This window comes from Streptomyces sp. NBC_01003 (assembly GCF_045162695.1).
Taxonomy (GTDB): domain Bacteria; phylum Actinomycetota; class Actinomycetes; order Streptomycetales; family Streptomycetaceae; genus Streptomyces.
This window is the reverse complement of sequence record NZ_CP108707.1, coordinates 9,846,712-9,868,159: the sequence shown is the minus strand read 5'-3', so window position 1 is coordinate 9,868,159 and position 21,448 is coordinate 9,846,712. Positions and strand designations below refer to the sequence as shown.

Here is a 21,448-nt window from a genome sequence, read left to right as displayed (position 1 = left end):
GGGGCCAGTTGTAGTTGTCATTGGCTGGGTGGTGATCGCCGGCTTTCCCGCCACGCGCCACGTAGTCGATCGGTAGGTCCCATGCTCGTGTGCCGCTCACGTCATTCTTGCTTTGGCTGCTCGTCACGGACGACTGTCCGGCGCTGGACCGGAACGCCGGCATGCAGCTGCTGCTCGGTCGCCGCCGGCCCTGGCGGCGTGGCTGCATCGACTCGTATCCGGGCTCGGTAGTCGGCCTCCCACCCTCCGGTTGCCGCGGAGACGACGCCGATCTGGTGCAGTCCCCCGTCGACTCGGTCGACCAGGTACGGCCCATTGCCAGCCGGCATGAACTGCGAGTTCCGAGTGCGCACGAACTCCTCGGAATCCCAGCTGACGATTCACACCAGCTCGTGCTCCTCGCCATGGACTACAGCCATGCGCATCGTGTCCACACCCGTAGCCCGCCACTGCTGACAGTCGCGCTCCAGCTGTTCTTCTACAGCCTGGACTGCGGCTTCTCGCTTCGATCACGTGTGCAGGGTTCCGTACGGGCCCCGGTTTCGACCTGCGGATTCCCAAGGCTCAGGGCCACGCAGAAGGGGCCAACGAACCTTCTCGCCGAGGAACACGGCAGCTGAGGAACTAGTGCTCTGCGCCAGTACCGCTCAACACGCACGGGATGTGCCTGAAGTGCCACGACGGCACGCCCGCCGACCCCGCCACCTACTTCGCTCCCCCGGCCAAGCATCTGCTTGCCCCCTGACCTGCGAAGCGGCCGCGGCCTTCGCGCTCGACTCCGCCAGGACGCGCGCCTGCCCCTGTCCGCCTCCGCCTCCACCCTCTGCCGGCAAACCGAATGAATGACCGCCACAGACCCTCTTGTATGGTCTATGGCATACTCCATATATTACTTACGGGTAGCTCGCTTGGCGGGCTGCGTTGTCATGCGGAAGGTGGTGTGCCGGTGAGCCCGCGCAGGAGTGAAAGCCGTGACCGGATGATCCTCAGTGCTGCTGTTCTGCTGCGTGAGTACGGGGCGAGCGCGACCAGCATCGACCGGGTGCTGGCGCACAGCGGAGCCCCTCGGGGCTCGGTGTATCACCACTTCCCCAGCGGGCGGACGCAGCTCATCGACGAAGCGGTGGCGCTGGCGGGGGACTTCGTCGCGGGCCAGATCGATGCCGCCATGCAGGCGGATGATCCGGTGGAGGCCGTCGACACATTCGTCATGCTGTGGCGCGACCGGCTCGTGGAGAGCGGCTTCCGGGCCGGCTGTCCGATCGTGGCGGTGGCCGTCGAAACCAACGACGACGCACCTCAGCTGGCCCGTTCCGCCGGCGCCGTCTTCGCCCGGTGGCAGGAGGCCTTCGCGGCCCTCTTCCTGCGGCACGGCCTGACTGAGGAACGCAGCCGCAGACTCGCTGCCTTCATCATCGCTGCGGTCGAGGGCGCGTTGATCATGTGCCGGGCCGAGCAGAGCGCCGCTCCGATCGAGGCAGCTGCCGCCGAGATCCACGACCTGCTCCTGTACGCCCTGCGCGACCGCCCCGGTGCCGAACCTGGGCTCCGTCCGTAGCCCGCAGACGCCCAGCCGCTTCACCTACATAGCTCGAAGGAGTCGCCATGCCCTCGCTCGACCGTCAGGACAACGTCTTCGTCCTCGACCTCGGAGACGGAGAGAACCGCTTCCACCCCGACTGGCTCACTGCCGTCGGCGCCGCGCTCGACGAGGTGGAGAAGGCGGAGGGCCCCCGAGCCCTGGTCACCGCCGCCACCGGCAAGTTCTACTCCAACGGGCTCGACCTGGACTGGCTGTTCGCCCACGCCGACCAGCACCAGGACTACGTCGTCTCCGTCCATGAACTGTTCGCGCGGATTCTGTCGCTGCCGATCATCACGGTGGCCGCACTGCAGGGGCACACCTTCGCCGCCGGCGCGATGTTCTCCCTCGCCCACGACTTCCGCGTCATGCGGGCCGACCGCGGCTACTGGTGCCTGCCCGAGGCGGACATCAACATCCCCTTCACCCCCGGCATGGCCGCCCTCATCCAGTCCCGACTGGCGCCGCAGACCGCGCACGAGGCCATGCTCACCGCCCGCCGCTACGGCGGTGCCGACGCCGCGGCCGCCGGCATCGTCGACCAGGCCATCGCCGAGGACGCCGTGCGCTCCACCGCCATCGAGATCGCCCAGACGCAGGTGAACAAGGCCGGCGACACCCTCGGCACCATCAAGGCCCGCATGTACGCCCCTGCCCTGGCGACCCTCCGTGACACCACCAACCCGCTCGGCTGACCAGCACCTCACCGACCGCACCACCCCGCGTCCCGGCCGCTGCCACCCCGGGGCGTGGGCTGCCCCAGCTGCCCACCGCATGAGGAGACAGCGCCGATGACCGCCGCCTGGGGCAAGAGCGCGTGGATCCTGTGCGAGAACAACTGCGGTAACCAGATCCAGACCGACGGCCGCCGCTTCACCAAGATCCGCGGCGACAAGGAGCACGTCGCCACCGCCGGATACACCTGCAACAAGGTCCTGCGCCTGGACCACAACCAAAACGGCGGGGCCCGGCTGACGGCACCGCTGCGCCGGGAGCCGGACGGCAGCTCCACCCCCATCGACCGGGACACCGCCATACGCGAGATCGCCGCCCGGTTGAAGATCGTGCGCGACACCCACGGCGGCACATCGATCTTCTTCCACGGCGGCGGCGGACAGGGCAACCACCTCGGCGGCGCCTGCAGCGGCGCCCTGCTGCGCCCTCGATGCCCGCTACCGTTCCAACCCTCTCGCCCAGGAGAAGACCGGCGAGGGTTTCGTCGACGCCCACCTCACCGGCGGCCACACGACCGGAGATTTCGCCCGCGCCGAGATCTCGCTTTCCCTCAACAAGAACCCCTGGCAGTCCCGCGCGCCCGCACCGTGCTCAAGGACATCGCCAAGGACCCCATCACCGGCACCCCCTGGCACAAACACGTGCCCGCCGGCATCCAGCCCCTCCCCACCTGACGAACACCCCGCCCCGTGCAACGGCAACACCAGCACCATGCAAGGAGAACGACCGTGACCACCACCGACCTCACCGCCATGACCGGCCTTGAACTGATGCGCTGGATGCAGACCGAACGCCCCACCGACATCCCCTCCATCGGCCGCCTGCTCGGCATGCGCTTCGACGAGGTCGACCACGGCCGCATCGTCATCTCCCTCGACACCCGCCCCGACTTCGCCAACCCCCTCGGCACCGTCCACGGCGGCATTGCCGCCACCCTCCTCGACTCCGTCATGGGCTGCGCCGTCCACACCACCCTCCCCGCCGGTGCCGGCTACACCACCCTCGAACTCAAGGTCAACTACATCCGCGCCGCCCGCACCGACGGACAGATACTCACCGCAGAGGGCAATGTCATCCACGCCGGTCGCCGCACCGCCACCGCCGAGGGCAAGGTGCTGGACGACCAGGGCAAACTGATCGCCCACGCCACCACCACCTGCATGATCCTTTAGGTCGCCCGGCCGGGGCCGGCTTCAACTGCCACGATCGCCGCGTTCCGCGTGTGCCGTGAGCGGTCGAGGCTGCGGGGTCCGTGCGTGGACGATGGCGCCGCGGTCAGCGAGCTGCTGGCGCAGAAACCGGCTCGCGACTGTGGCCTGGTGCAGAGCGCCCACGAGGGCTTCGACATCGGTCTTGACCTGGACGATCTCTTCGGCGTCCGCGGTATGCAACTCTTTGAGCCGCTGGATCTGTTTACGCAGCCGTCGTTCTCCGTCCGGCGTCTGCCCACGGGCACGCACCTTGTCGTAGAACTCGTTCCTCAGGTCGGGGTGCCGCTGGGTGAGTGCGTTGCGGGGAACCTGGGCCTCGGCCGCGAGAGCCACAATCTTCAGCGCGCCGTTCCAGCGCTCGGGCGTGCCGTCCAGGATGCGGTCCATCGCCGCGCGGATGCGATCGCGCTCATCAAGGGCTGGACTCATGCGGTCGGCTCCTGCACGCGGCGTGGGTCCTGACCATGGCGGTCGGCCGGCTCCCGCAATTGCACGGCGCGCCGGGCCAGCCGGTCGGCGAGCGGACCGGGTAGCGCTTCGGAGGCGGCCTGTTCTCCAGGGCTCGGGCGTGCTGCAGGAGGGGTTGCCCATGATGTCGCGGGCCTGCCGGTGGGTGCGGATCGAACCGGCGAACGCCGGTGCCTGCGCCGCCGCGTGATCGCGCGCCGCGCGGCCGGCCCGGAGATGCCCGCCCCGTGGGTGAGGTCGTCGTGGAGGGTGGTCAGCGTGTCGGCGGTGGCCCGGGCGGTCTCGATGTAGAGCAGTTCGTGAAATGCCGTCGCGGGCCGCGGGCGGCGTATCCGGCGCTCATCGCGGTGCGCAGGTGCCCGTACTGGATGGCCAGCGCCACCAGCCCGCGACGGTCACCCAGGTCGCTGTCGAGTCCGCGTTCCAGGACACGGATGGCGACGGGCGGACTGGCGCCCCGCGAGGGCGGGAGCGGCTGCGCCTGGTGGTCGACGTCAAGGCTGCCCGCCCCGACGGCATCGCGCGACCGCTGCCGTACGCGCTCACCCTGGCCGGCCGGCTGGTCGGTCATCGGCAAGGTGACCGTGAAAGGCGACCGGCCGCCCGGACATGGGGGCGGCCGGACCGGTGTCACACGCTGTCACACTCGCAGCTCCGTCCCTGGGCCGCTGTGCCGAGTTGTTGCCATCGTCCATGGCGGGCCAGGAGTTCTGTGCCGCCTGGAGAGGCGGGAGGGGGTCAGGAGAGCCAGTCGGTGTAGCGGGTGGACGCGAGGTGGGCGTTCTTGTCGGTGAGGACGTCACCCTTGACGGCGGCGAACATACCCGCGGTGGGGTCGGTGACGACGGTGCGGTTGTCGCCCTTGTGGGACAGGGTGATGCGGCCCAGCTCGTCCAGGGTGAAGATCTCGGGGCCGCCGATGTTGCGGATGCCGTTCAGAGGGGCGCCGGCGGCGACCTGGGCCACCTCGTCGGCCACGTCCTTGGAGGCGATCGGCTGGATAGGTGTGGCAGGCAACCGTACGGTGTCGCCGTCGGCCGTCCACGACAGAGCGGCATCCATGAACTCCATGAACTGCGTCGCCCGAACGATCGAGTAGGGAACCGACGCGTCCACGAGGAGCTGCTCCTGGAGCACTTTGGCCCGGTAGTAGTCCAGCTCGGGCACCTGGTTCACGCCGACGATCGAGAGGATGACGAAATGGCCGACGCCGCCCTTGTGGGCCGCGGCCAGAAGGTTGTCCATCGAGGTCTGGAAGAAGGCCGGGGAGGCTTCGTCGAAGGTCGGGGAGTTCGTGAGGTTGATGACGACGTCGGCTCCGGCCACCGCCTCGTCCAGTCCCTGGCCGGTGATGACGTCGGCTCCGGTGGACTTCGAGTGCGGTACCGCCTGGTGCCCGGCGGCGTTCAGATCCTTGACGACCTGCGAACCGATCAGCCCGGTACCGCCGATGACTGCGATCTTCATGACATGCCTTTCATGGGGATTGCGTGCGCAATGTGGCACATGAACGAATATGTGGGCGCAGCAAGAAATGGCGCCTTGAGCAGTTGAGGGGTAGACGGCGTCACAGACCGTCGACGAACGTGACCGTCTCGTCGAGCGGCGCCCGGTCCGTACGGGCGTCACTCACCGCGACATCCTCGAACCCGATCGACATGCCGCAGAAGAGCATGAGCTCGTCCGGGGGTGACACGACCTCCGCGACGGTCCTGTGAAACTTCGCCCATGCCATCTGCGGGCAGCTGTGCAGCCCTTCGGCACGGAGCAGCAGCATGACGGTCTGCAGATACATGCCGACATCGGCCCATTGGGCCGGGCCCATGTCGCGGTCGATGTAGCAGAACAGTGCGGCGGGCGCACCGAAGCAGTCCCAGTTGGCGGAAGCGGCCCGCTGGCGCGCCTCCAGGTCCTCGCGCGCAATGCCGAGCGCGCCGTAGCGCTGCTCACCGAAGGCGGACCGGCGCTCGCGGTACGGGGACTTCAGCACGAGGGGGTACTGCTCGTACTCCGGCTCGTCCCACGGGTCGCCCGCGGCCAGGCGATCGCCGGCGCGCTTCTTGACCTCGGCCAGCGGCCCGCCGGTCAGCACGTAGACGTGCCATGGCTGGATGTTCGATCCGGACGGCGACCAGGCCGCGGCGGACAGCACACGGTCCAGCACCTCCCTCGGGACGCGCCGGTCGGAGAACCCGCGCACCGCCCGTCGGCTGGCGACTGCCTCGTAGACATCCATGACCGCCCGTCTCCCCGTCTGCTCGACGCATCCACTTCCGTTACAAGCAAGATAGTATCACTCGCGACCATCTCGTGTTTGACTATCGCCGAGCATGAATCCTCAGCCCCTGGCTCCCCCGCCTCGGGCACTGCACTTAGGAGAAGGCCCATGGCAAAACTGCTGCACATCGACTCGTCTGTGTTCCCCAGCGAGGCGTCCTTGTCCCGTTCCGTGTCGGCCGCCTTCCGTAAGACCTGGGAGGAGCAGCACCCGGAGGGCACCGTGATCTACCGCGATCTCGCGGCCAGCCCTGTCCCGCACATCACTGCTGACGCCTGGTCCGCCGGTTACGCCGCCCCGTCCGAGCGCACCCCGGAACAGTCCGCCGCGTTCGCCGCGCGCCTGAAGTTCATCGAGGAACTGGAGCAGGCGGACGCCGTCCTGATCGGCGCCCCCATGTACAACTTCTCGATCCCCTCGACCCTCAAGGCCTGGCTGGACAGCGTGCTCCTGCTCGGTCGCACCGCAGGCGAGACGCCCTCCGCCCAGGGCACCCCGGTTGTCGTAGTCGCCAGCCGCGGTGGCTCCTACGCGCCGGGCACCCCGCGCGAGGGCTACGAGTTCGTACAGAATTACCTGGAGGCCGTCCTCAAGGGCACCCTCGGCCTGGACCTCGACTTCATCGTCCCGGAACTCACCATGGCACCCCGCAACGCGGCCATGGCAGAACTGATCCCCCTGTATCAGGCTTCCCGCGAGCGCGCCTTCGAGGACGCGACCACCAAGGCCAAGGAACTCGCGCAGCGCCTCGCCTCGTAACCCGCCAGGCCGAGGACGCCCTGTGACGCTTCACCCCAGGACGTCACACTGCGTCCTCGGCGCCTGCACCCGCTCCGATGGTGCCTGTGGCCCTCCGTACTTCGGGACAGATGGCCCGGCGCTGTGCGCGGCCGGGGGGGGCGACCTGTCAGCGGGCGCGTAGTGAACGGAGATGCGCAGGTGAAGAACACGCCGACCAGTACATGCGGCGCGGCAGCAGGGCGGACGACTCGACCCCGTCGGCGACGAAGCCGCGAGAGCCGCCTGCAGCCAGGGCCGATGCATGGCAACGATGGCCGCTGCCCTCAAGGCCGGGGTCGCCACGGAAGCCGTACGAAACGAAGGGCGCCGGCGCGGCAGACGACCGGTGCGCACGGGCGCCCTTACACCTCGTCGTCTGCGGGATAGGCGAACCTGGTCAGCAGATTCCTCAGCTGTTCGGGCTCGCCCGCTCCCAGTTCGGCAACCAGACGGTCAGCCAGCGGCTCCGCCGCCACGTGTGCCGCATCGAAAAGCTCGACGCCCTGAGGTGTGATCTCCACGGCCCGCACCCGCCGGTCCCCCGGAACGATCTTGCGTACGGCCAGCCCCATGCGCTCCAGATCGTCCACGACCCGCATGATTCCCGCCTTGTCCGACCCCGTCGCCGTCGCCAGGTCCCGCTGAACTGTGGGCCCGTCGTTGACCAGGGCGATCAGCACGGCGAAATGCCGCAACTCGATGCCGAGCGGCCGGAGCGCCTCCCCCATCACGGCGGCCGCGCGCCAGTGCGCCCGGCGCAGCAGCAAACCGAGAGCGAAAGGCGATTCATCCCCAGGGCGGTCGGTCGCGCGCGAGGCGATGGCTTGGTGAGGAACATCGGCGGCCATAAGGGAACTTTACCAGCCGTCCACTCATTCGATACGGTATCGCTTGAAACTAAATACGGCTCCGTCCGCCGGGACTGCCCGCGCGAGGAAGTGCCCGAGCCAACCGGACGCCGCTGGGGCATCGGCCGGCCTTGCCGCATGCGAGGGTTCCAGCACCAAGACGGGGATCACCCGGTCAGTCTTTTCCTGATATGCGGCGTACGGCGGATGCGCTGCGACCGCCGTACGCCGCCCACCACTCGACCTTCTCGTCCGCGGTGAAGTCACGGCGCACGAGGTCGCCATGTACCGGCGAACCGGACTTCCTGCCCCTGCCGCGCTTCTTCCTCAAGACACTCCACCAGCGGTTGTCCCGGCACATCCGCCACGCGGTCCGCTCGCGTAACAGCTCCTCCTTGCGCGGGTTGGCGAGCTGCTCGCCATGCTGGAGGTCCTCGACTGGCAGGCGGACAACCTGGATCCCGCAGCGCTGCCACTGAAAGGCTCGGTTTCTGTCATCGGCATATCGGCGACGGTCTCGGTGGTGGCACTCCGGCCAGGACAGCGGGGACGACTCCGGGGAAGCCCTATCCCGCCCCGGGCGCACCCTTGCCGGACTCGCCCTCTGCAGCCGGGTCCGCCGACGGCTCCCTGCGCATCCGCCGCATCACCAGCACACCACCCGCCGCCACAGCCGCCGCTCCAGCGGTAAGCGTCCATCCCCCCAGGCCGCCGGCGTCACTGTCCGCTGCCGGGGCGGGGCCGGACGCCGTCAGCCGGACCGCGACCATGTCGTTGCCCGGCCGCGGATCCGGCAGCCGCGTGCGGGCATCGTCATGGACGACTTCCACCGACACGGCCACGGACCCCGGCCGGCTGTCCTTCCTGACGATCCGCAGCGTGAACTCGAAGAGGTTTTCGCGGCCGACCTTCGTGTTCCCGTCACAGCTGTACGTACGGCCGCCATCGTGGGTCAGACAGTGCTGTTCCCATTCCTCCTCCTCGAGCTCAGGGTCGTAAGGCGGCTGCACCACCTTCGCCCCGGGCGGCACCGTGAACACCGCCCGCACCTTGGCCACATTCGGATCGGCTGGGCCATGGTTGACGTATCCGATGCTGACTTTGTGCTCAGTGCCGACCTTCCCGCTCAGCGAATCGCCGCGCGCTTCGAAGTCCGCGGCGTTGGTCACCGGGACATCGATGGTGGCGGGGCCCGTATCGGTGGTGAAGAACCAGTCGCCGCCGTCGCCGGGATCCCGTTCCAGGCGTAGCGCCGGACCCTTGCCGCGCTGCGGATCACGTCCCAGGTCGCCCGGTTTGAGGTCGGCGTTGTACGCAGAGGCCGCATAGCTCAGCCGCGCGTCCACGGCGTCCTCGGTCGTCCTGACCCGCGGAAGGGGAGCCACGCGCCACGTCTCGCCCGGCGCAATGACGGCGTCGGGGAACAGACACCTGGTTTCGCCGCTGTCGGACAGCCGTGCGCAGTTGCGGTGGCCCGTCGCCGGGCGCACGTCCCCGGCCCCATCGAAGCCCAACGCCACACCGCGCGCGGGCACATCACCGGTGTTGCGGATGAGAACGGGTACGTCGAACGCGTCGCCGGGGCCGTGTCCCCGCACGTCCTCCCCCTCGTTGACGCGGAGCTCCGGCCGTCCGGCGATCACGGTGATGCTGCCCCGGACGGGGGACGAACCCGCGGCGGTCACCGTGTACCGCAGCACTCCAAAATCCCCGGCCTTGGCACCCGTCGCCGGACGCATGATCAGCTCCCTGCTCGACGAGCCCTGCGACTTGGGCTTCAGGGACATGTCGCAGCGGAAGACGCCGTCCCGCGGGGAGCAGCCGTCGCCCCCCTCGCTGATCTGCGCCACGCCCTTGATACCGCTGGCGTCGACAGTGATCCGGCCGGTGCGCAGGGGTCCGTCGTAATCGACCTCGACGGCCAGCACGTTGCTGCTGGGCGGGGCTGTCTCAGGGTGCAGGCTCAGATAGAAAACCGGCCTGCTGACGTCGTGCGACCCCGTGCCGGCCGTGGCCCGCCACGCGCCGGTCGACGCCATGAGTATGGCCAGGACCGCGGCCAACGCGTAGCTCCGCCAGGAAAACATGCCCGCAGTCTGCACGACATGCCCATGCCCAGGACACCCCCCTCAGGCACACCAAGGCGCCTCGCACGAACCTAGCCCTCGCTCCACCATTCGCCCTGTCGACCACGGCCGCTGACGACTCCGCCTGGGCGAGCCGCTGCCAGGTGTCGACGCCGACCCGCGCGAGGATCACGGCGGAGATCCCGAGCGGCTCCCACCCGGTCAGTTCGATCACTCGCTGAACTCGCATACAACAATCTTTAGGCCTTGATGTCACACGCCACGTCAGTCATCAACTGCCGCTTCCAGCCCGGGAGTTACACCACTCACCAACTCACCGTACAGACCCCCGCATAGTCACGCGCGCCGTCGGAGTCTTCAGTGCCAGCCGTGTGTGCTGTCAGCGGCCCCGCCGAAGAGGCGGGCCACGGCTCGGAGGGCAGGGTGACGACCGTGGCAATCGCGCCGCCGATGGCACGCAGAACGTCGGCGATGGCCGCGAACATGACGAAACCTCTCTTCCGGAACAATCGGCTCCGTTCCAAGGTCTACTGCACAGGCGGGAGCGAAGACTGGACGGTGTCCTGACGATGGCCTCTCAAACTCCGGAGGCGAGGCCCAAGAGGAACCGCCGGGTAGCTCAGCCACCAACGGGACAGGATGTGCGGTTCACGCCGGGTAGGGCACGCGGACGCACGTCAGGCGCTTCGGCACGAACCCAGTCCACGCGCTCGCGTTGACTCGGGGCGCGGGCCAAGGGGTCGACATCTCCCGCAGAGCCATGCTCATTGCGCGGCTGAACGCTGTCCAGGCCCGGCAGCAGTTGTCCACCCGGCGCGGTGACCTGACAGCGGCGGCGCCGCCCTCACCTGCGACGGCGGCATCGACGAACGTCCCGTCGTGGACCACGTCTGCGCGGCGGCGTCCCGCGTGCTGCGGCCCGGCGGCACCCTGCGCGTCGTGCACTCCGCGCTGTGCGGCACCGAGCGACCCTGCGGCGCCTCGCCGACGAAGGGCTGAGGCCAGCAGGTCAGTCGCCCGCGCACAGGTGACGTACGGGCAGGTGCTGTGGGGCCCCCATGGCTGTGCGGCGCGGGCCTCCTTGCCGATGACAAGAACGAGCATCCCGGTGCCCCTTGCCCCCTGCCCCCTGCCCCCTGCCCCCTGCCCCCTGCGGCCAGGCAGACCGCAACGGATTGATCAGTTTCAACAACTCGTCGTCCACAATTCCCAGCCGAGGTCTCACATCCCGTCGAGCGGGTCATGTCGTCACAACAGTCACGCCGTACCAGAACCTCCCAGACGGCGCCTGCTACCGGCTCTACGGGTCATAGTCGGTCCTCTTCGGTTCCGTTGACGTCCGCGATGGCCCGTGCGGGAGCACGACGCCCTGGCGTAGAACCCTGATGCACGCCGAATCGGCGGCGAGAGGGAGCAGGCGAGGGCGCGCGGGAAACGCAGACCGGGACCCTGCGGAACGCGAAGGTCCGCAGGGTCCCGGTCTGCCCTATGGGTGCGTGGTGTCGGTGTCCACGGGGACACCGATCGACGCTTCCCTAGAAGTAGTGCTTACGTCCACCCACTGCGCGCCCGCTGGTGCCGAGGACCCACAGGACCGCACCGACAACGACAAGGACGCCGCCGACCGTCGTCAGCAACGAGATACCGACCAACAGGCCTATTACGAGCAGAATGGCTCCGAGCACAATCATGGGTGTTCCTCTCATCAAGTCTCGTCGGTATGCGTCGGCTTTCTGTCAGCCCGACGGCATCCGCTTCCCGCCGTCTGCAGGCCGGGAACGGGTCAAAAACCCGCGACCAGCAATTCTTGCGGCCGCTTGGTCTCTGCCGTGCTTTGTCCGTGTGCCCATCTCTCTGCGGCCCATGCGCCGACAATCCACACCCCTGCCTTCACCGAGGTTGCTCCGCCGACGTGACAGGGGGCGAAGACTGGCGGCGAACATCTCGACTCCGACGCCCAGCAGCGTCACCACGTTGCTCTTTCTGTCATCTCCCCAGTCGGAGCTTTACCGTCCGCAAGCCCCCTCCTCAGGGACGACGCCGACCTCCTCGGGGAACGTTCTGCGTAAGCGAGGAAGACACGACTCGGGAATGTGCCAGGGGTCGGCTCCTCCAGCGGGGGCAGACGGTGGATATGACTCCTGGATCGGTGGCGGCACGCGGACGCGGTCAGGCGCGACGCGCCGCGAACAGCACGGCAGTTGCGGCGGGAGCCCGTGCGGGGTTCGTCGCTCGCGGGATCATCTACGTCCTGATCGGCGTTCTCGCGCTGCGGATCGCCTTCTCGGGCGGGGGCGGCAAGCAGGCGGACCGGGGCGGAGCCATCGCCGAGATCGCGGGCAAGCCGTTCGGTGCCGCTCTGCTCTGGCTGCTCGGCACAGCCCTGGCTGGTATGGCCCTGTGGAGGCTGTCCGGGGCCGCGTTCGGCCAAACAGGGCCCAATGGCAGGAGGGCGAACAAGCGGGCGATGGCCGCAGGCCGTGCTGTCTTCTACGGATTCGTCTCGTACTCCGTGCTGTCCTACGCGGCTGGTGACAAGCGCAGCGGAAGCGGTGCCTCGGACGAGAACTCCCGCGACATTACGGCGAATGCCCTGGATTGGCCGGCAGGCCAGTGGATCGTCGCCATCGCCGGCGCCGCGGTGGCCGCGGCCGGTGCATGGATCGCAGTGAGGGCCCTACGTCGCAAGTTCCAAGAGCACCTGAAGATGTCCGGGGTGTCACCGAAGACCCGTCAGATGGTCACTGCGCTCGGGGTGTTCGGCGGCACGGCTCGGGGCGTCGTCTTCGCTGTCGCGGGCGGCTTCGCCCTCACGGCGGCCGTCCAGCACAAGCCCGGCAAGGCCAAGGGTATGGACGACACTCTGCGCTCTTTCGCCGATACACCTGTCGGTCCCTGGCTTCTGATGTTCATCGCGGTCGGACTCATGGCTTACGGGATGTTCTCCTGGGCCAGCGCCCGCTGGCGAAAGCTCTGATGCGTAGCGCCGGCAACGTGCGGTCCATGGAGCGAGACCGAGAATTGGTCTCAGAGCGGGCCGCGAGTTCGAGAGCTCAGGCTTTCCTCTGCATGCTGCTCCGGGCAGGGTTGGCCTGCTCCGCCGCCTTGGGGTCCTTCTCGTCCGCCTTGGCTCGCACGCCCTGCTGGATGCGGTCGCCGAGCGACTTGTCGATGTTGGACCAGTACTCCAAGGCCCTGGCGAGGACGGGTTTACTCACTCCGTTGAGCAGGTGCCCGACGACGTTGTCCACGAGACGGGCGCGCGCGGCATCGTCGAGGACCTCGCGCACCAACGTGCCCGCCTGGCCCCAGTCGTCGTCCTCCGCATGCTCGACGTACGCGGCGCGCGTGATGTCGCCGTCCGCGTGCCAGCTGGGCGGCGCGTAGCGGCCCGTGTCGGCTGCCGGGCCGCCCTTGGAGTTGGGGGCGTAGACCGGGTCCTCGGTCTTGCGGTACGCCATGGCTCCGTCTTTGGAGTATGTGTTCAGCGGCGCAATCGGAGCGTTGACCGGAAGCTGCTGGTAGTTGCCGCCAATGCGGTAACGGTGCGCGTCGGCGTAGGAGAAGAGTCGTGCCAGCAGCATGCGGTCGGGGCTGGGGCCGATACCGGGGACGAGGTTGTTGGGCTGGAACGCGGCCTGTTCGATCTCGGCGTGATTGTCCGTGGGGTTGCGGTCGAGGGTCATCTTGCCGACCTCGATCAGCGGGTGGTCGCTGTGCGGCCACACCTTGGTCAGATCGAACGGGTTGAAGCGGTAGGTGGCTGCCTCGTCGTACGGCATGACCTGCACGTGCAGCGTCCAGCTCGGGTAATCGCCGTCCCGGATGTGCTCGAAAAGGTCCCGGGTGTGGTAGTCGGTGTCGACCGCGCACATCTGGTCACCCTCGTCCTGGGTGAAGAACTCGATGCCCTGGTCGGTCTTGAAGTGGTACTTCACCCAGAATCGCTCGCCCTGCGCGTTGATCCACATGTACGTGTGCGAGGTGTAGCCGTTCATGTGGCGCCAGCTGCGCGGGATGCCCCGGTCGCCCATGAGCCACGTGACCTGGTGCGCGGACTCGGGTGAGAGGGTCCAGAAGTCCCACTGCATGTCGTGGTCGCGGAGGTTGTTGTCCGCACGACGTTTCTGGGAGCGGATGAAGTGCTGGAACTTCATCGGATCCTTCACGAAGAAGACCGGGGTGTTGTTCCCCACCATGTCGTAGTTGCCATCGGTGGTGTAGAACTTCACCGCGAATCCGCGCGGGTCACGCCAGGTGTCCGGGCTCCCGCGCTCGCCGGCGACGGTCGAGAACCGGGTCACCAGATCGGTGCGCGTGCCGGGCTGGAAGACCGCGGCCTTCGTGTAGGCGCTGACGTCTCCGGTGACCTCGAAGTGGCCGAAGGCGCCGCTCCCCTTGGCGTGCGGCTGCCGCTCAGGAATGCGCTCCCGGTTGAACTGCGCCATCTGCTCGATCAGATAGGAGTCCTGCAGGAGGATCGGGCCACCGGCGCCGACGGTGAGCGAGTGCTCGTCGCTCTCGACCGGAATCCCGGCATCCGTGGTGGTCGCCTTACCTGTGACGTCGTTCATGAGCTGCGTGCGCCTTTCGATCGGTGTGTTCGTCGCGCCGCGAGGTAGGGCCCGCTGCTACGGAGGGTCGCGGCGGGGCAGCTTCGCGGCTGATCGGCAGATACGTGGGCGTGCTGGTCACATCCAGCCTGCGGCTTTTTCGCTCATTCGGCGCTTTTTCCTGCTCGGCCCTCCACCTGCTGGGTGATCTCTCGGCGGTCGGGGTCCGGGCGCCTCGCATGCGACCGTGACCTGCTCCGCCGCCTTCACATCCCGCCCTTCGAGGTATCCGCAAGCAGGACCTCGAACGTGGTGTCGGCCCGGTCGGCAGCGATAAACGGGATGCGTCCGGCGAGGATGTCGAGGACTGCGGCAATCGGGGCGGGGGTGTCGAACTTCTGCGCCGGGTGTTCCGCCCGCGGGTGTGCGATCACGTCTGAGGCCAGACGCCAGGGGGTACCTGGAGGTACTGATGCCCGGTCGTCCGATCTGGAGCGGAGCGATCTCATTTGGCCTGGTCACGGTGCCCATCAAGCTCGAGGCAGCCACCGAAAGCCGCAGCTTCAGCTTGCGCCAGATCCACCTCGAGGACGGCGGCCGGATCCGTTACGGCAAAGTCTGCGAGTTGGCCGGCCAGGAGCACACCCCCGCGCGAGTCGTCGTCCACGCCCGCGACGGGCACATCCGCACCGCCTACGCCTACGGCGACGCTCCCGCGGCATCCCCCGATAATCGTGGCCGCAAGGCAGGGGGCGGGGGCCTCTTCCAGGACCCCCCCGAGGACCTCGCGACGGCAAGTGGCACGGTGGCCAACTGCTCGTCGGCTTGGCGAGGGGCGCGGGCACGGCGGCTCAGCCATCGCGGTGTGTTCCAGGACCGCACGCTAATAGGGGACGTACTCAACGACGACCCGGGTCACCCATGGTGAGGCACCATCCATGGCCTGTCGACGGAGACGTCTCCGCCGGAGTCACACTGCGCTCTGTGTCAGACGGTCGCGTACTGCGCTGCCCAGCTCGGTCGCGCTCGGCTGAACGGGCCATAAGCAGGTCTTGTCCGTGGCCAGTAAGCGGATGAAGGCCAAGGGTGATCGTCGTGGTCGCTGCACACACGCCTTCCGGCCATGCGCCCGGTCGACAGCTGACTGGGTGCGGACCCCCTTGTTGGTCCGGTCATCCCCGTGGGAGTGAGGGCACTGGAAGTTCGATACGTACTGTGAGTCCGCCCTCGGGGTTCGCGCTCGCGGTGGCCGTGCCGTGGTGGGCCGAAGCGATCGAGCGGACGATGGCCAGGCCGAGGCCGTGCCCCGAACGGTCGCTGCTGACCCGGGACCGGGCCCGGTAGAAGGGTTCGAAGAGCTGGTCCACAACGGCTTTGTCCACGCGCGGGCCCGTGTTCTCGACCTCCATGACCACCGCTGCGTCCCGGTCCCGGAAGACGGAAAGGTGGACGTCGCCGTTCCAGGAAACGTTGTGGACGAGGGCGTTGTCGAGGAGGTTCAGGACCAACTGCCGCAGCAGGGTGGCGTTTCCGGCCACCTCGCATCTCTCGCAGCCAGATTCCGTGTCCACGTCGAGACGGATGCCGCGTGCCGACGCCTGCGCGGAGCGTTCGGCGGCGGCCCGTTCCGCGAGTTCGGCGAGGTCTACCGGATCCGGGTCGAAGGGGGTGTGGTCAGCGCTTGCCAGGTCGAGCAGCGCGCGTACGACACTGATGTTGCGTTCGTTGGTCTCCCGCAGCATCGGGGCGAGCTCGGCGAACGTCTCGCCGGTGGAGTCGTCGCCGGCGACCTGGAGCGCGGCCCTGGTGGTGGCCAGCGGGGTGAGCAGTTCGTGGGAGGCGTTGGCGGCGAACCGCTGGTGCGCGGCGAAGGACTCCTCCAGGCGGGCCAGCATCGTGTCGAAGGTGTCGGCGAGACGTTTGAGCTCGTCGGCGGGGCCTTCGGCGCGGATACGGTCTTTCAGGTTGCCGTCCGCCGCCTTGGCGGCAGCCTCGCTGATGGAGTGCAGGGGTGCGAGCAGCCGCTTGGAGAGCAGCCAGCCGGCGCCGAGGCCGATCGTCAGGACCAGGAGCACCCCGCTGACGGAGACCAGCAGGACGGTGTTCCAGACGTCTTCCTTGCTGGAGATGTCGCCGAGGTTTTTCGTCTTCGAGCCCGGCTGGATGTCGGAGGGCTGGATGGGAGAAGGCTGTGGTGTGGGGGTTCGGGGCGAGGGGTTGGCCGGTGTCCCGGGCGATGCCTGGATGAACGAGGAGCCGGGCGGCGCGGTCACCGTCGTGCTGAGATCGTACGTCGGCAGGAAGCGCATCCCGGTGTAGATGATCGTGACCATCAGCGCGGCGCACACCCCGAGTGCCGCCGCGAATCCGAGGAAGAGGCGGGTGTGGATGCTCAGGCTCCGGACGCGGACCGGCCGCATCACTCGGTCCCCAGGTAGTAGCCGGCGCTGATCGCGGTGTGCACCAGCTGTGGTTCGCCGAGTTTCTTGCGCAGGGTGTGCACGACGAGGCGTACCGCGTTGGTGAGCGGATCGGTGTGCGCGTCCCAGGCTTTGTCCAGGAGGTACTCGGCGCTCAGCACCCCGCCGTCGGCGCGCATCAGGAGTTCCAGGACGGCGAGTTCCTTCGGTGTGAGCCTCACCTCGGTGTCTGCCCGGGTGACGAGGCGACGGTGGGTGTCCAGGCGGACGTCGGCGAAGGTGAGGACGGGGGCGTGGGCCATGGGTGTGCGGCGGTACAGGGCACGCAGGCGAGCGATGAGTTCGGGGAAGTCGAAGGGCTTGGCGAGATAGTCGTCAGCGCCCAGCCCCAGGCCCTCGACCTTGTCGCCGAGGCGCCCGGCGGCGGTCAGCATCAGGATGCGGCAGCCGAGGTCCATGGTGACGATGCGACGGCACACCTCGTCGCCGTGCACCTCGGGCAGGTCCCGGTCCAGGACCACCACGTCGTAGTCGTAGACGGCTACCCGCTCCAGGGCCGCCGCCCCGTCATGCACCACATCGACCGCGATGGCCTCCTTGCGCAGCCCGATCTCCAGGACCCGGGCCATGTACTGCTCGTCCTCGACCACCAGCACCCGCACGCGCGACAACCTTTTCTTTTCTTGAATTTACCGGGACGATTCCCGGCGCTGCTCCGCGATATCTGAATCATGCCGAATCTGTCTTATCAGACGGCATCTTTGATTCGTGTATGAGCTGTGCGGCAACGGCAGGAACCCGCAAACACCCCTCAAAACCCGGCCCTACTAGCGTGGTTTTCGTGAACCTTTTCAAGAGAGCCTGGTGGCGACTGCGAGGCCATCTGGGCAAAACGGTAATGCTCGTAGGACTGTTCTTCGTCATATGCACCCTGGTCCTGTCCGGGTTCCTGATCCGGTCCGCCGCGGCTCGCGCCGCCGACTCGGCCAAGGGCAGCGTGGGCGTTGTGGCGACGATGCAGCTGGACGTGGACGCGCTGATCGACTCGGGCGGGGGGTCGGCCGGTAATGGTGCCCAGCCCGGCACTGTCGGCTCGAAGGGCGATCTGCACAGCAAGCTCGTGGACAAGATCTGCAAGTCGCCGGTCGTGGCGCAGTGCAACTACACCGTGGACAGTGGGGCGGCCCCCACCCGCCGGCTGAAGCTCCATCAGCCGGTTCCCGCGCCGGCCGGGCAGGACACCACCGGCACGGACCTGTTCAAGGCGTCCGGTGTTCGGGACCTGGATTCGGTCAAGGAGTTCCACAACGGCGACTCGAAGATCGTCTCCGGTTCCGGGCTCAAGCGGGACAGCAACAGCGACGTGATCGTCATCGAGGAGCGGGTGGCCAAGGACAACCGTCTCAAGGTCGGCGACAAGATCGAGCTCAGGGTAGGTGAGATCGATCCCGAGAAGGGCGGGATGAGCACCAAGGAGGTCGAGTTCACCGTCGGCGGCATCTACAAGAACGACACCGCCGACACGGGCTCGTACGTACCGGCGGTGGCCGACCCTTCGAACCAGATCTACGTCACCCCGGAAGGTGCGACCCGCCTGCAGGGCAAGGAACCTGCCGCAGGCGGAGCGGCCCTCCGCGAAGCCACATTCACCCTGCGCAACCCGGACGACCTGGGCAAGCTGAAGGACGACGCGAAGGCGGCCGGCGCCGACCTCAAGATCTTCCCGATCAGCGTCAACGACAAGCAGTACGAGGCTCTGGTCGGCCCGATCAACAAGACGGCGGACTTCGCCTCCCTTACGGTCTGGCTGGTCGCGGTCGCGGGCACCGTCATCCTCGCCCTGATCATCGCCTCCAACATGCGTGAACGCCGCAAGGAGCTGGGCATTCTGCTCTCGCTGGGTGAGAAGAAGCCCAAGCTGCTCGGTCAGCACTTGGTGGAGGTGGTCGCCTGCGCACTCCTGGCGACCGGCTTCGCCGCGGCAGGCAGCCGGTTCATCGCCCAGGGCATCGGCGACCAGCTGCTCTCCAGCCAGGTCTCCTCCGCCGAGGACTCAGCCGCCGACCAGGGCCCCCAGAAGGACCCGTCCGACCCCAACGGGCTCAAGAAGCAGGATACCCCGCAGAGCAAGCCCATCGACTCCATGGACATCAAACTCGGCGCGGGCGACATCGGTGCGGTCGGCGCCACCGGCCTGGGCATCGCCGCCCTGGCCACCATCGTCCCCGGCACGCGCATCCTGCGCCTCAACCCGCGCGACATCCTCACGAAGGGCGACTGACGTGACCACCCCGATCCTCCAGCTGAACGGCGTCAGCCGCGCCTACCAGTCCGGCAACAGCCGCCGCACCGTGCTCAAGGACGTCAACTACTCCTTCGACGAAGGCCGGATGTACTCCGTCATCGGCCCCTCCGGCAGCGGCAAGACCACCCTCCTCTCCCTGGCCAGTGGACTCGACTCGCCCACCCAGGGCAGCGTCCGCTTCCGCGGCCAAGACGTCGCCGAGATCGGCCTCGGGCGGTACCGCAACCGCCACGTGGCGACGGTCTTCCAGTCGCTGAATCTGCTCACCTACATGACAGCAGTGCAGAACATCACCTGCGCCATGGAGATCACCGGGGTGAAGGGCGGCAACAAGAAGCAGCGCGCCGTCGAACTCCTGGGCCTGCTGGGCGTGGACGAGGACGACCAGCACCGCCGCACGCTGGAGCTCTCCGGCGGCCAGCAGCAGCGCGTCGCCATCGCCCGCGCCCTGGCCTGCGAGGTCGACATCCTCTTCGCCGACGAACCCACCGGCAGCCTCGATCAGGACACCGCCGACGGAATCATTGAGGTGTTCCGCAAGCTGGCGCACGACGACGGAAAGTGCGTGATCCTGGTGACCCACTCCCGTGAGGTCGCCGACGCCTCGGACGAAGTGGTCCGACTGAAGCGCGGCAGACTCATGGCGATCTGATCCGGCGCAGGCGGCATGTGGGAGGACTCGGGTTCCCTGACCACCAGGGGGCTTGAGCCCTCCCACGCCGTATCTATCGGCAACACCAGTCTGGTGTGAACTCCGGCCGCTGAAAGAGCGATCTATCCTGGTTGGGTTGTTTGGTTCGTGGTTCAGGTGTCGCACCAGTCGCGCCAGTTCGGGGTGGAGTCGCGTGTGAGTCTGCGGCCTTTGGCCAGTCGTGATTGCCCGCCGGCGGCCACTTGACGGGAGTCGTCTGGCCGGCCGCGGGCGCACTGCGTCGGTGGTGCGGGGCGCTTGTCCGACGGCTGCCTCGGGCAGCCGAGGCTACGGCCGGAGAACGATCTTGCCGTGGGTGTGCTGCCGTTCCAGCTCGCGGAACGCGTCGCGCACCCGCTCGAGCGGGTAGGTGTGGGCGATCGGCACTTTCAGCTCCCCCCGCGCAGCAAGCCGGGCCAGTTCACCGAGCACGACCGCGCACGCCGCCGCACCTTCTCCGTAGGTCCCTGCTCCGACCTTGGCCGCGGCCTGCCAATTGCTGATCGTGTTGATCCGTTCGGGCCGCACGCCCAACTCCACTGCCAGTTCCACGTAGCCGTCGCCGAACGTGTCGATGAACGCGTCGACGTTCCCGCCGGAAGCCTGCCGGATCCGGTCCGCCACGCCCTCCCCGTACGCGACCGGGACAACTCCACGATCCCTCAGCCAGGCGTGGTTCCGCTCGCTCGCCAGGCCGATCACCGTGGCGCCACGCCGCCGCGCGAGCTGCACGGCAAGAGACCCGACGCCGCCCGCCGCGCCGGACACGACGACCGTGCCGGCAGGTTCGGGGTCCACCGCGAACACTGTGGCGTATGCGGTCGTGCCGGCCACGTACAACGACCCTGCCACGTCCCAGGACAGCCCCTTGGGACGGGAGACCACGTTCACGTCGTCGACCACGACGAACTCCGCATGGCTCGCCCTGCGATGGGTGAAGCCCAACACCTCATCGCCCACGGCGAAGCCGCGCACGTGCGGACCGATCTCCACCACGACGCCGGCCAGATCGCTGCCCTGCCCGGAGGGGAACGTCGCCGGCCAGCGTTCGTGCAGCGCGCCCGTGCGGATATGCGCCTCGCCCGGCTGGATCCCGGCCGCGCGGACCTCGACCAGCACCTGCCCGGGGCCGGGCACCGGACGTTCCACCTCCTCCACCCGCAGCACATCGATCCCGCCGTACTCGTGGAACCGCACCGCCTTCATCGCGTGATCACCCTCTCCTCGGTCGTACAAGGCTTGGACGGCCACGCGCCGGGAGGCTACACATCGACCGTGCCATCGCACCCAACGGCTCAGCAACAGAGCGGTATTCCCCGGCCGCCGCCGACAGGGACAACGTCCGCGCCGCCGTCGACCTCGCCGACAAGGCACCTGTGGCCTGACCTGCACCGTGCAATCCGAGCTCGCGCGATGTCGACGGAGCGTCACGATGCTGGTGGCCATGCGCGGGGAATTCTCCATGGCCGCCGACGTATCCGCTGCGCGAT

At 68.1% G+C, this 21,448-nt stretch carries 20 protein-coding genes and 3 pseudogenes; 9 read left to right on the top strand and 14 right to left on the bottom strand.

The genetic code is table 11. From position 1 onward, the window contains the following. Nucleotides 1-946 precede the first annotated feature (946 nt). From OG698_RS45390 to OG698_RS45375, 4 genes are all read left to right on the top strand, one after another. Complete coding sequence (locus OG698_RS45390; RefSeq protein ID WP_406110105.1) at nt 947-1,558, top strand: TetR/AcrR family transcriptional regulator; 612 nt, start codon at nt 947-949, stop codon at nt 1,556-1,558. Between the two features lie 47 nt (nt 1,559-1,605). Beyond that, on the top strand, nt 1,606-2,277 hold the full coding sequence (locus OG698_RS45385; protein ID WP_406110103.1) for an enoyl-CoA hydratase-related protein: 672 nt from the start codon (nt 1,606-1,608) through the stop codon (nt 2,275-2,277). 96 nt (nt 2,278-2,373) lie between these two features. Continuing rightward, nucleotides 2,374-2,991 (top strand): hypothetical protein, encoded by a 618-nt coding sequence (locus OG698_RS45380; RefSeq protein ID WP_406110101.1) that lies wholly within the window; start codon nt 2,374-2,376, stop codon nt 2,989-2,991. A 54-nt stretch (nt 2,992-3,045) separates the two neighbouring features. Then, nucleotides 3,046-3,489 carry a PaaI family thioesterase gene (locus OG698_RS45375; RefSeq protein ID WP_399978407.1) on the top strand — a complete coding sequence of 148 codons (444 nt, stop codon included), beginning with the start codon at nt 3,046-3,048 and terminating at the stop codon, nt 3,487-3,489. 21 nt (nt 3,490-3,510) lie between these two features. On the opposite strand, the gene OG698_RS45370 is transcribed toward OG698_RS45375, so the two are convergent. The 4 genes from OG698_RS45370 to OG698_RS45355 form a co-directional block, all read right to left on the bottom strand. Beyond that, nucleotides 3,511-3,957 carry a hypothetical protein gene (locus OG698_RS45370; RefSeq protein ID WP_406110099.1) on the bottom strand — a complete coding sequence of 149 codons (447 nt, stop codon included), beginning with the start codon at nt 3,955-3,957 and terminating at the stop codon, nt 3,511-3,513. A 292-nt stretch (nt 3,958-4,249) separates the two neighbouring features. After that, a complete protein-coding gene (locus OG698_RS45365; RefSeq protein WP_406110097.1) occupies nt 4,250-4,567 on the bottom strand; it encodes a hypothetical protein in 318 nt (105 codons plus the stop codon). Nucleotides 4,568-4,734: 167 nt separating this feature from the next. Then, nucleotides 4,735-5,463, bottom strand: a complete 729-nt coding sequence (locus OG698_RS45360; RefSeq protein WP_406110095.1) for an SDR family oxidoreductase — start codon at nt 5,461-5,463, stop codon at nt 4,735-4,737. 100 nt (nt 5,464-5,563) lie between these two features. Continuing rightward, a complete protein-coding gene (locus tag OG698_RS45355) occupies nt 5,564-6,232 on the bottom strand; it encodes a nitroreductase (protein ID WP_406110093.1) in 669 nt (222 codons plus the stop codon). A gap of 150 nt (nt 6,233-6,382) precedes the next feature. Between OG698_RS45355 and OG698_RS45350 the strand changes: the two genes are divergently transcribed. Beyond that, nucleotides 6,383-7,033 carry an FMN-dependent NADH-azoreductase gene (locus tag OG698_RS45350; protein WP_406110091.1) on the top strand — a complete coding sequence of 217 codons (651 nt, stop codon included), beginning with the start codon at nt 6,383-6,385 and terminating at the stop codon, nt 7,031-7,033. Between the two features lie 383 nt (nt 7,034-7,416). Here OG698_RS45350 and OG698_RS45345 read toward each other — a convergent pair whose 3' ends face one another. The 5 genes and pseudogenes from OG698_RS45345 to OG698_RS45325 form a co-directional block, all read right to left on the bottom strand. Then, a complete protein-coding gene (locus OG698_RS45345; RefSeq protein ID WP_406110089.1) occupies nt 7,417-7,902 on the bottom strand; it encodes a MarR family winged helix-turn-helix transcriptional regulator in 486 nt (161 codons plus the stop codon). Nucleotides 7,903-7,926: 24 nt separating this feature from the next. Continuing rightward, nucleotides 7,927-8,161: pseudogene (locus tag OG698_RS45340) on the bottom strand (nitroreductase/quinone reductase family protein); the annotation flags it as partial. Between the two features lie 307 nt (nt 8,162-8,468). Next, nucleotides 8,469-9,989, bottom strand: coding sequence for a hypothetical protein (locus OG698_RS45335; protein ID WP_406110086.1), 1,521 nt, complete (start codon nt 9,987-9,989; stop codon nt 8,469-8,471). A 357-nt stretch (nt 9,990-10,346) separates the two neighbouring features. Beyond that, nucleotides 10,347-10,474 (bottom strand): annotated as a pseudogene (locus OG698_RS45330) (LPFR motif small protein). A gap of 1,050 nt (nt 10,475-11,524) precedes the next feature. Further along, nucleotides 11,525-11,680: a DUF6131 family protein gene (locus OG698_RS45325; protein WP_399978431.1), complete on the bottom strand. Its 156-nt coding sequence runs from the start codon at nt 11,678-11,680 to the stop codon at nt 11,525-11,527. 443 nt (nt 11,681-12,123) lie between these two features. Between OG698_RS45325 and OG698_RS45320 the strand changes: the two genes are divergently transcribed. Then, nucleotides 12,124-12,966 (top strand): DUF1206 domain-containing protein, encoded by an 843-nt coding sequence (locus OG698_RS45320; protein WP_406110084.1) that lies wholly within the window; start codon nt 12,124-12,126, stop codon nt 12,964-12,966. Nucleotides 12,967-13,042: 76 nt separating this feature from the next. Here OG698_RS45320 and OG698_RS45315 read toward each other — a convergent pair whose 3' ends face one another. Together OG698_RS45315 and OG698_RS45310 are read right to left on the bottom strand one after the other, a co-directional pair. Continuing rightward, a complete protein-coding gene (locus tag OG698_RS45315) occupies nt 13,043-14,563 on the bottom strand; it encodes a catalase (RefSeq protein ID WP_406110082.1) in 1,521 nt (506 codons plus the stop codon). A 222-nt stretch (nt 14,564-14,785) separates the two neighbouring features. After that, nucleotides 14,786-14,973: pseudogene (locus OG698_RS45310) on the bottom strand (hypothetical protein); the annotation flags it as partial. A 41-nt stretch (nt 14,974-15,014) separates the two neighbouring features. On the opposite strand from OG698_RS45310, the gene OG698_RS45305 reads away from it, so the two are divergent. Continuing rightward, nucleotides 15,015-15,470, top strand: a complete 456-nt coding sequence (locus OG698_RS45305; RefSeq protein ID WP_406110080.1) for a Ku protein — start codon at nt 15,015-15,017, stop codon at nt 15,468-15,470. A gap of 244 nt (nt 15,471-15,714) precedes the next feature. On the opposite strand, the gene OG698_RS45300 is transcribed toward OG698_RS45305, so the two are convergent. Then, the gene (locus OG698_RS45300; protein ID WP_406110078.1) at nt 15,715-16,962 is read right to left on the bottom strand and encodes a sensor histidine kinase; all 1,248 of its coding nucleotides are present in this window, start codon (nt 16,960-16,962) and stop codon (nt 15,715-15,717) included. After that, nucleotides 16,962-17,624 (bottom strand): response regulator transcription factor, encoded by a 663-nt coding sequence (locus tag OG698_RS45295; RefSeq protein WP_406110076.1) that lies wholly within the window; start codon nt 17,622-17,624, stop codon nt 16,962-16,964. Before OG698_RS45295 ends, OG698_RS45300 begins: the two co-directional genes overlap by 1 nt. Before the next feature lie 179 nt (nt 17,625-17,803). On the opposite strand from OG698_RS45295, the gene OG698_RS45290 reads away from it, so the two are divergent. Together OG698_RS45290 and OG698_RS45285 are read left to right on the top strand one after the other, a co-directional pair. Further along, the gene (locus tag OG698_RS45290) at nt 17,804-19,243 is read left to right on the top strand and encodes an ABC transporter permease (protein WP_406110074.1); all 1,440 of its coding nucleotides are present in this window, start codon (nt 17,804-17,806) and stop codon (nt 19,241-19,243) included. Between the two features lies 1 nt (nt 19,244). Next, on the top strand, nt 19,245-19,919 hold the full coding sequence (locus tag OG698_RS45285; RefSeq protein ID WP_406110072.1) for an ABC transporter ATP-binding protein: 675 nt from the start codon (nt 19,245-19,247) through the stop codon (nt 19,917-19,919). Between the two features lie 327 nt (nt 19,920-20,246). On the opposite strand, the gene OG698_RS45280 is transcribed toward OG698_RS45285, so the two are convergent. Then, on the bottom strand, nt 20,247-21,164 hold the full coding sequence (locus OG698_RS45280; protein ID WP_406111645.1) for an NADP-dependent oxidoreductase: 918 nt from the start codon (nt 21,162-21,164) through the stop codon (nt 20,247-20,249). Nucleotides 21,165-21,448: the final 284 nt, after the last annotated feature.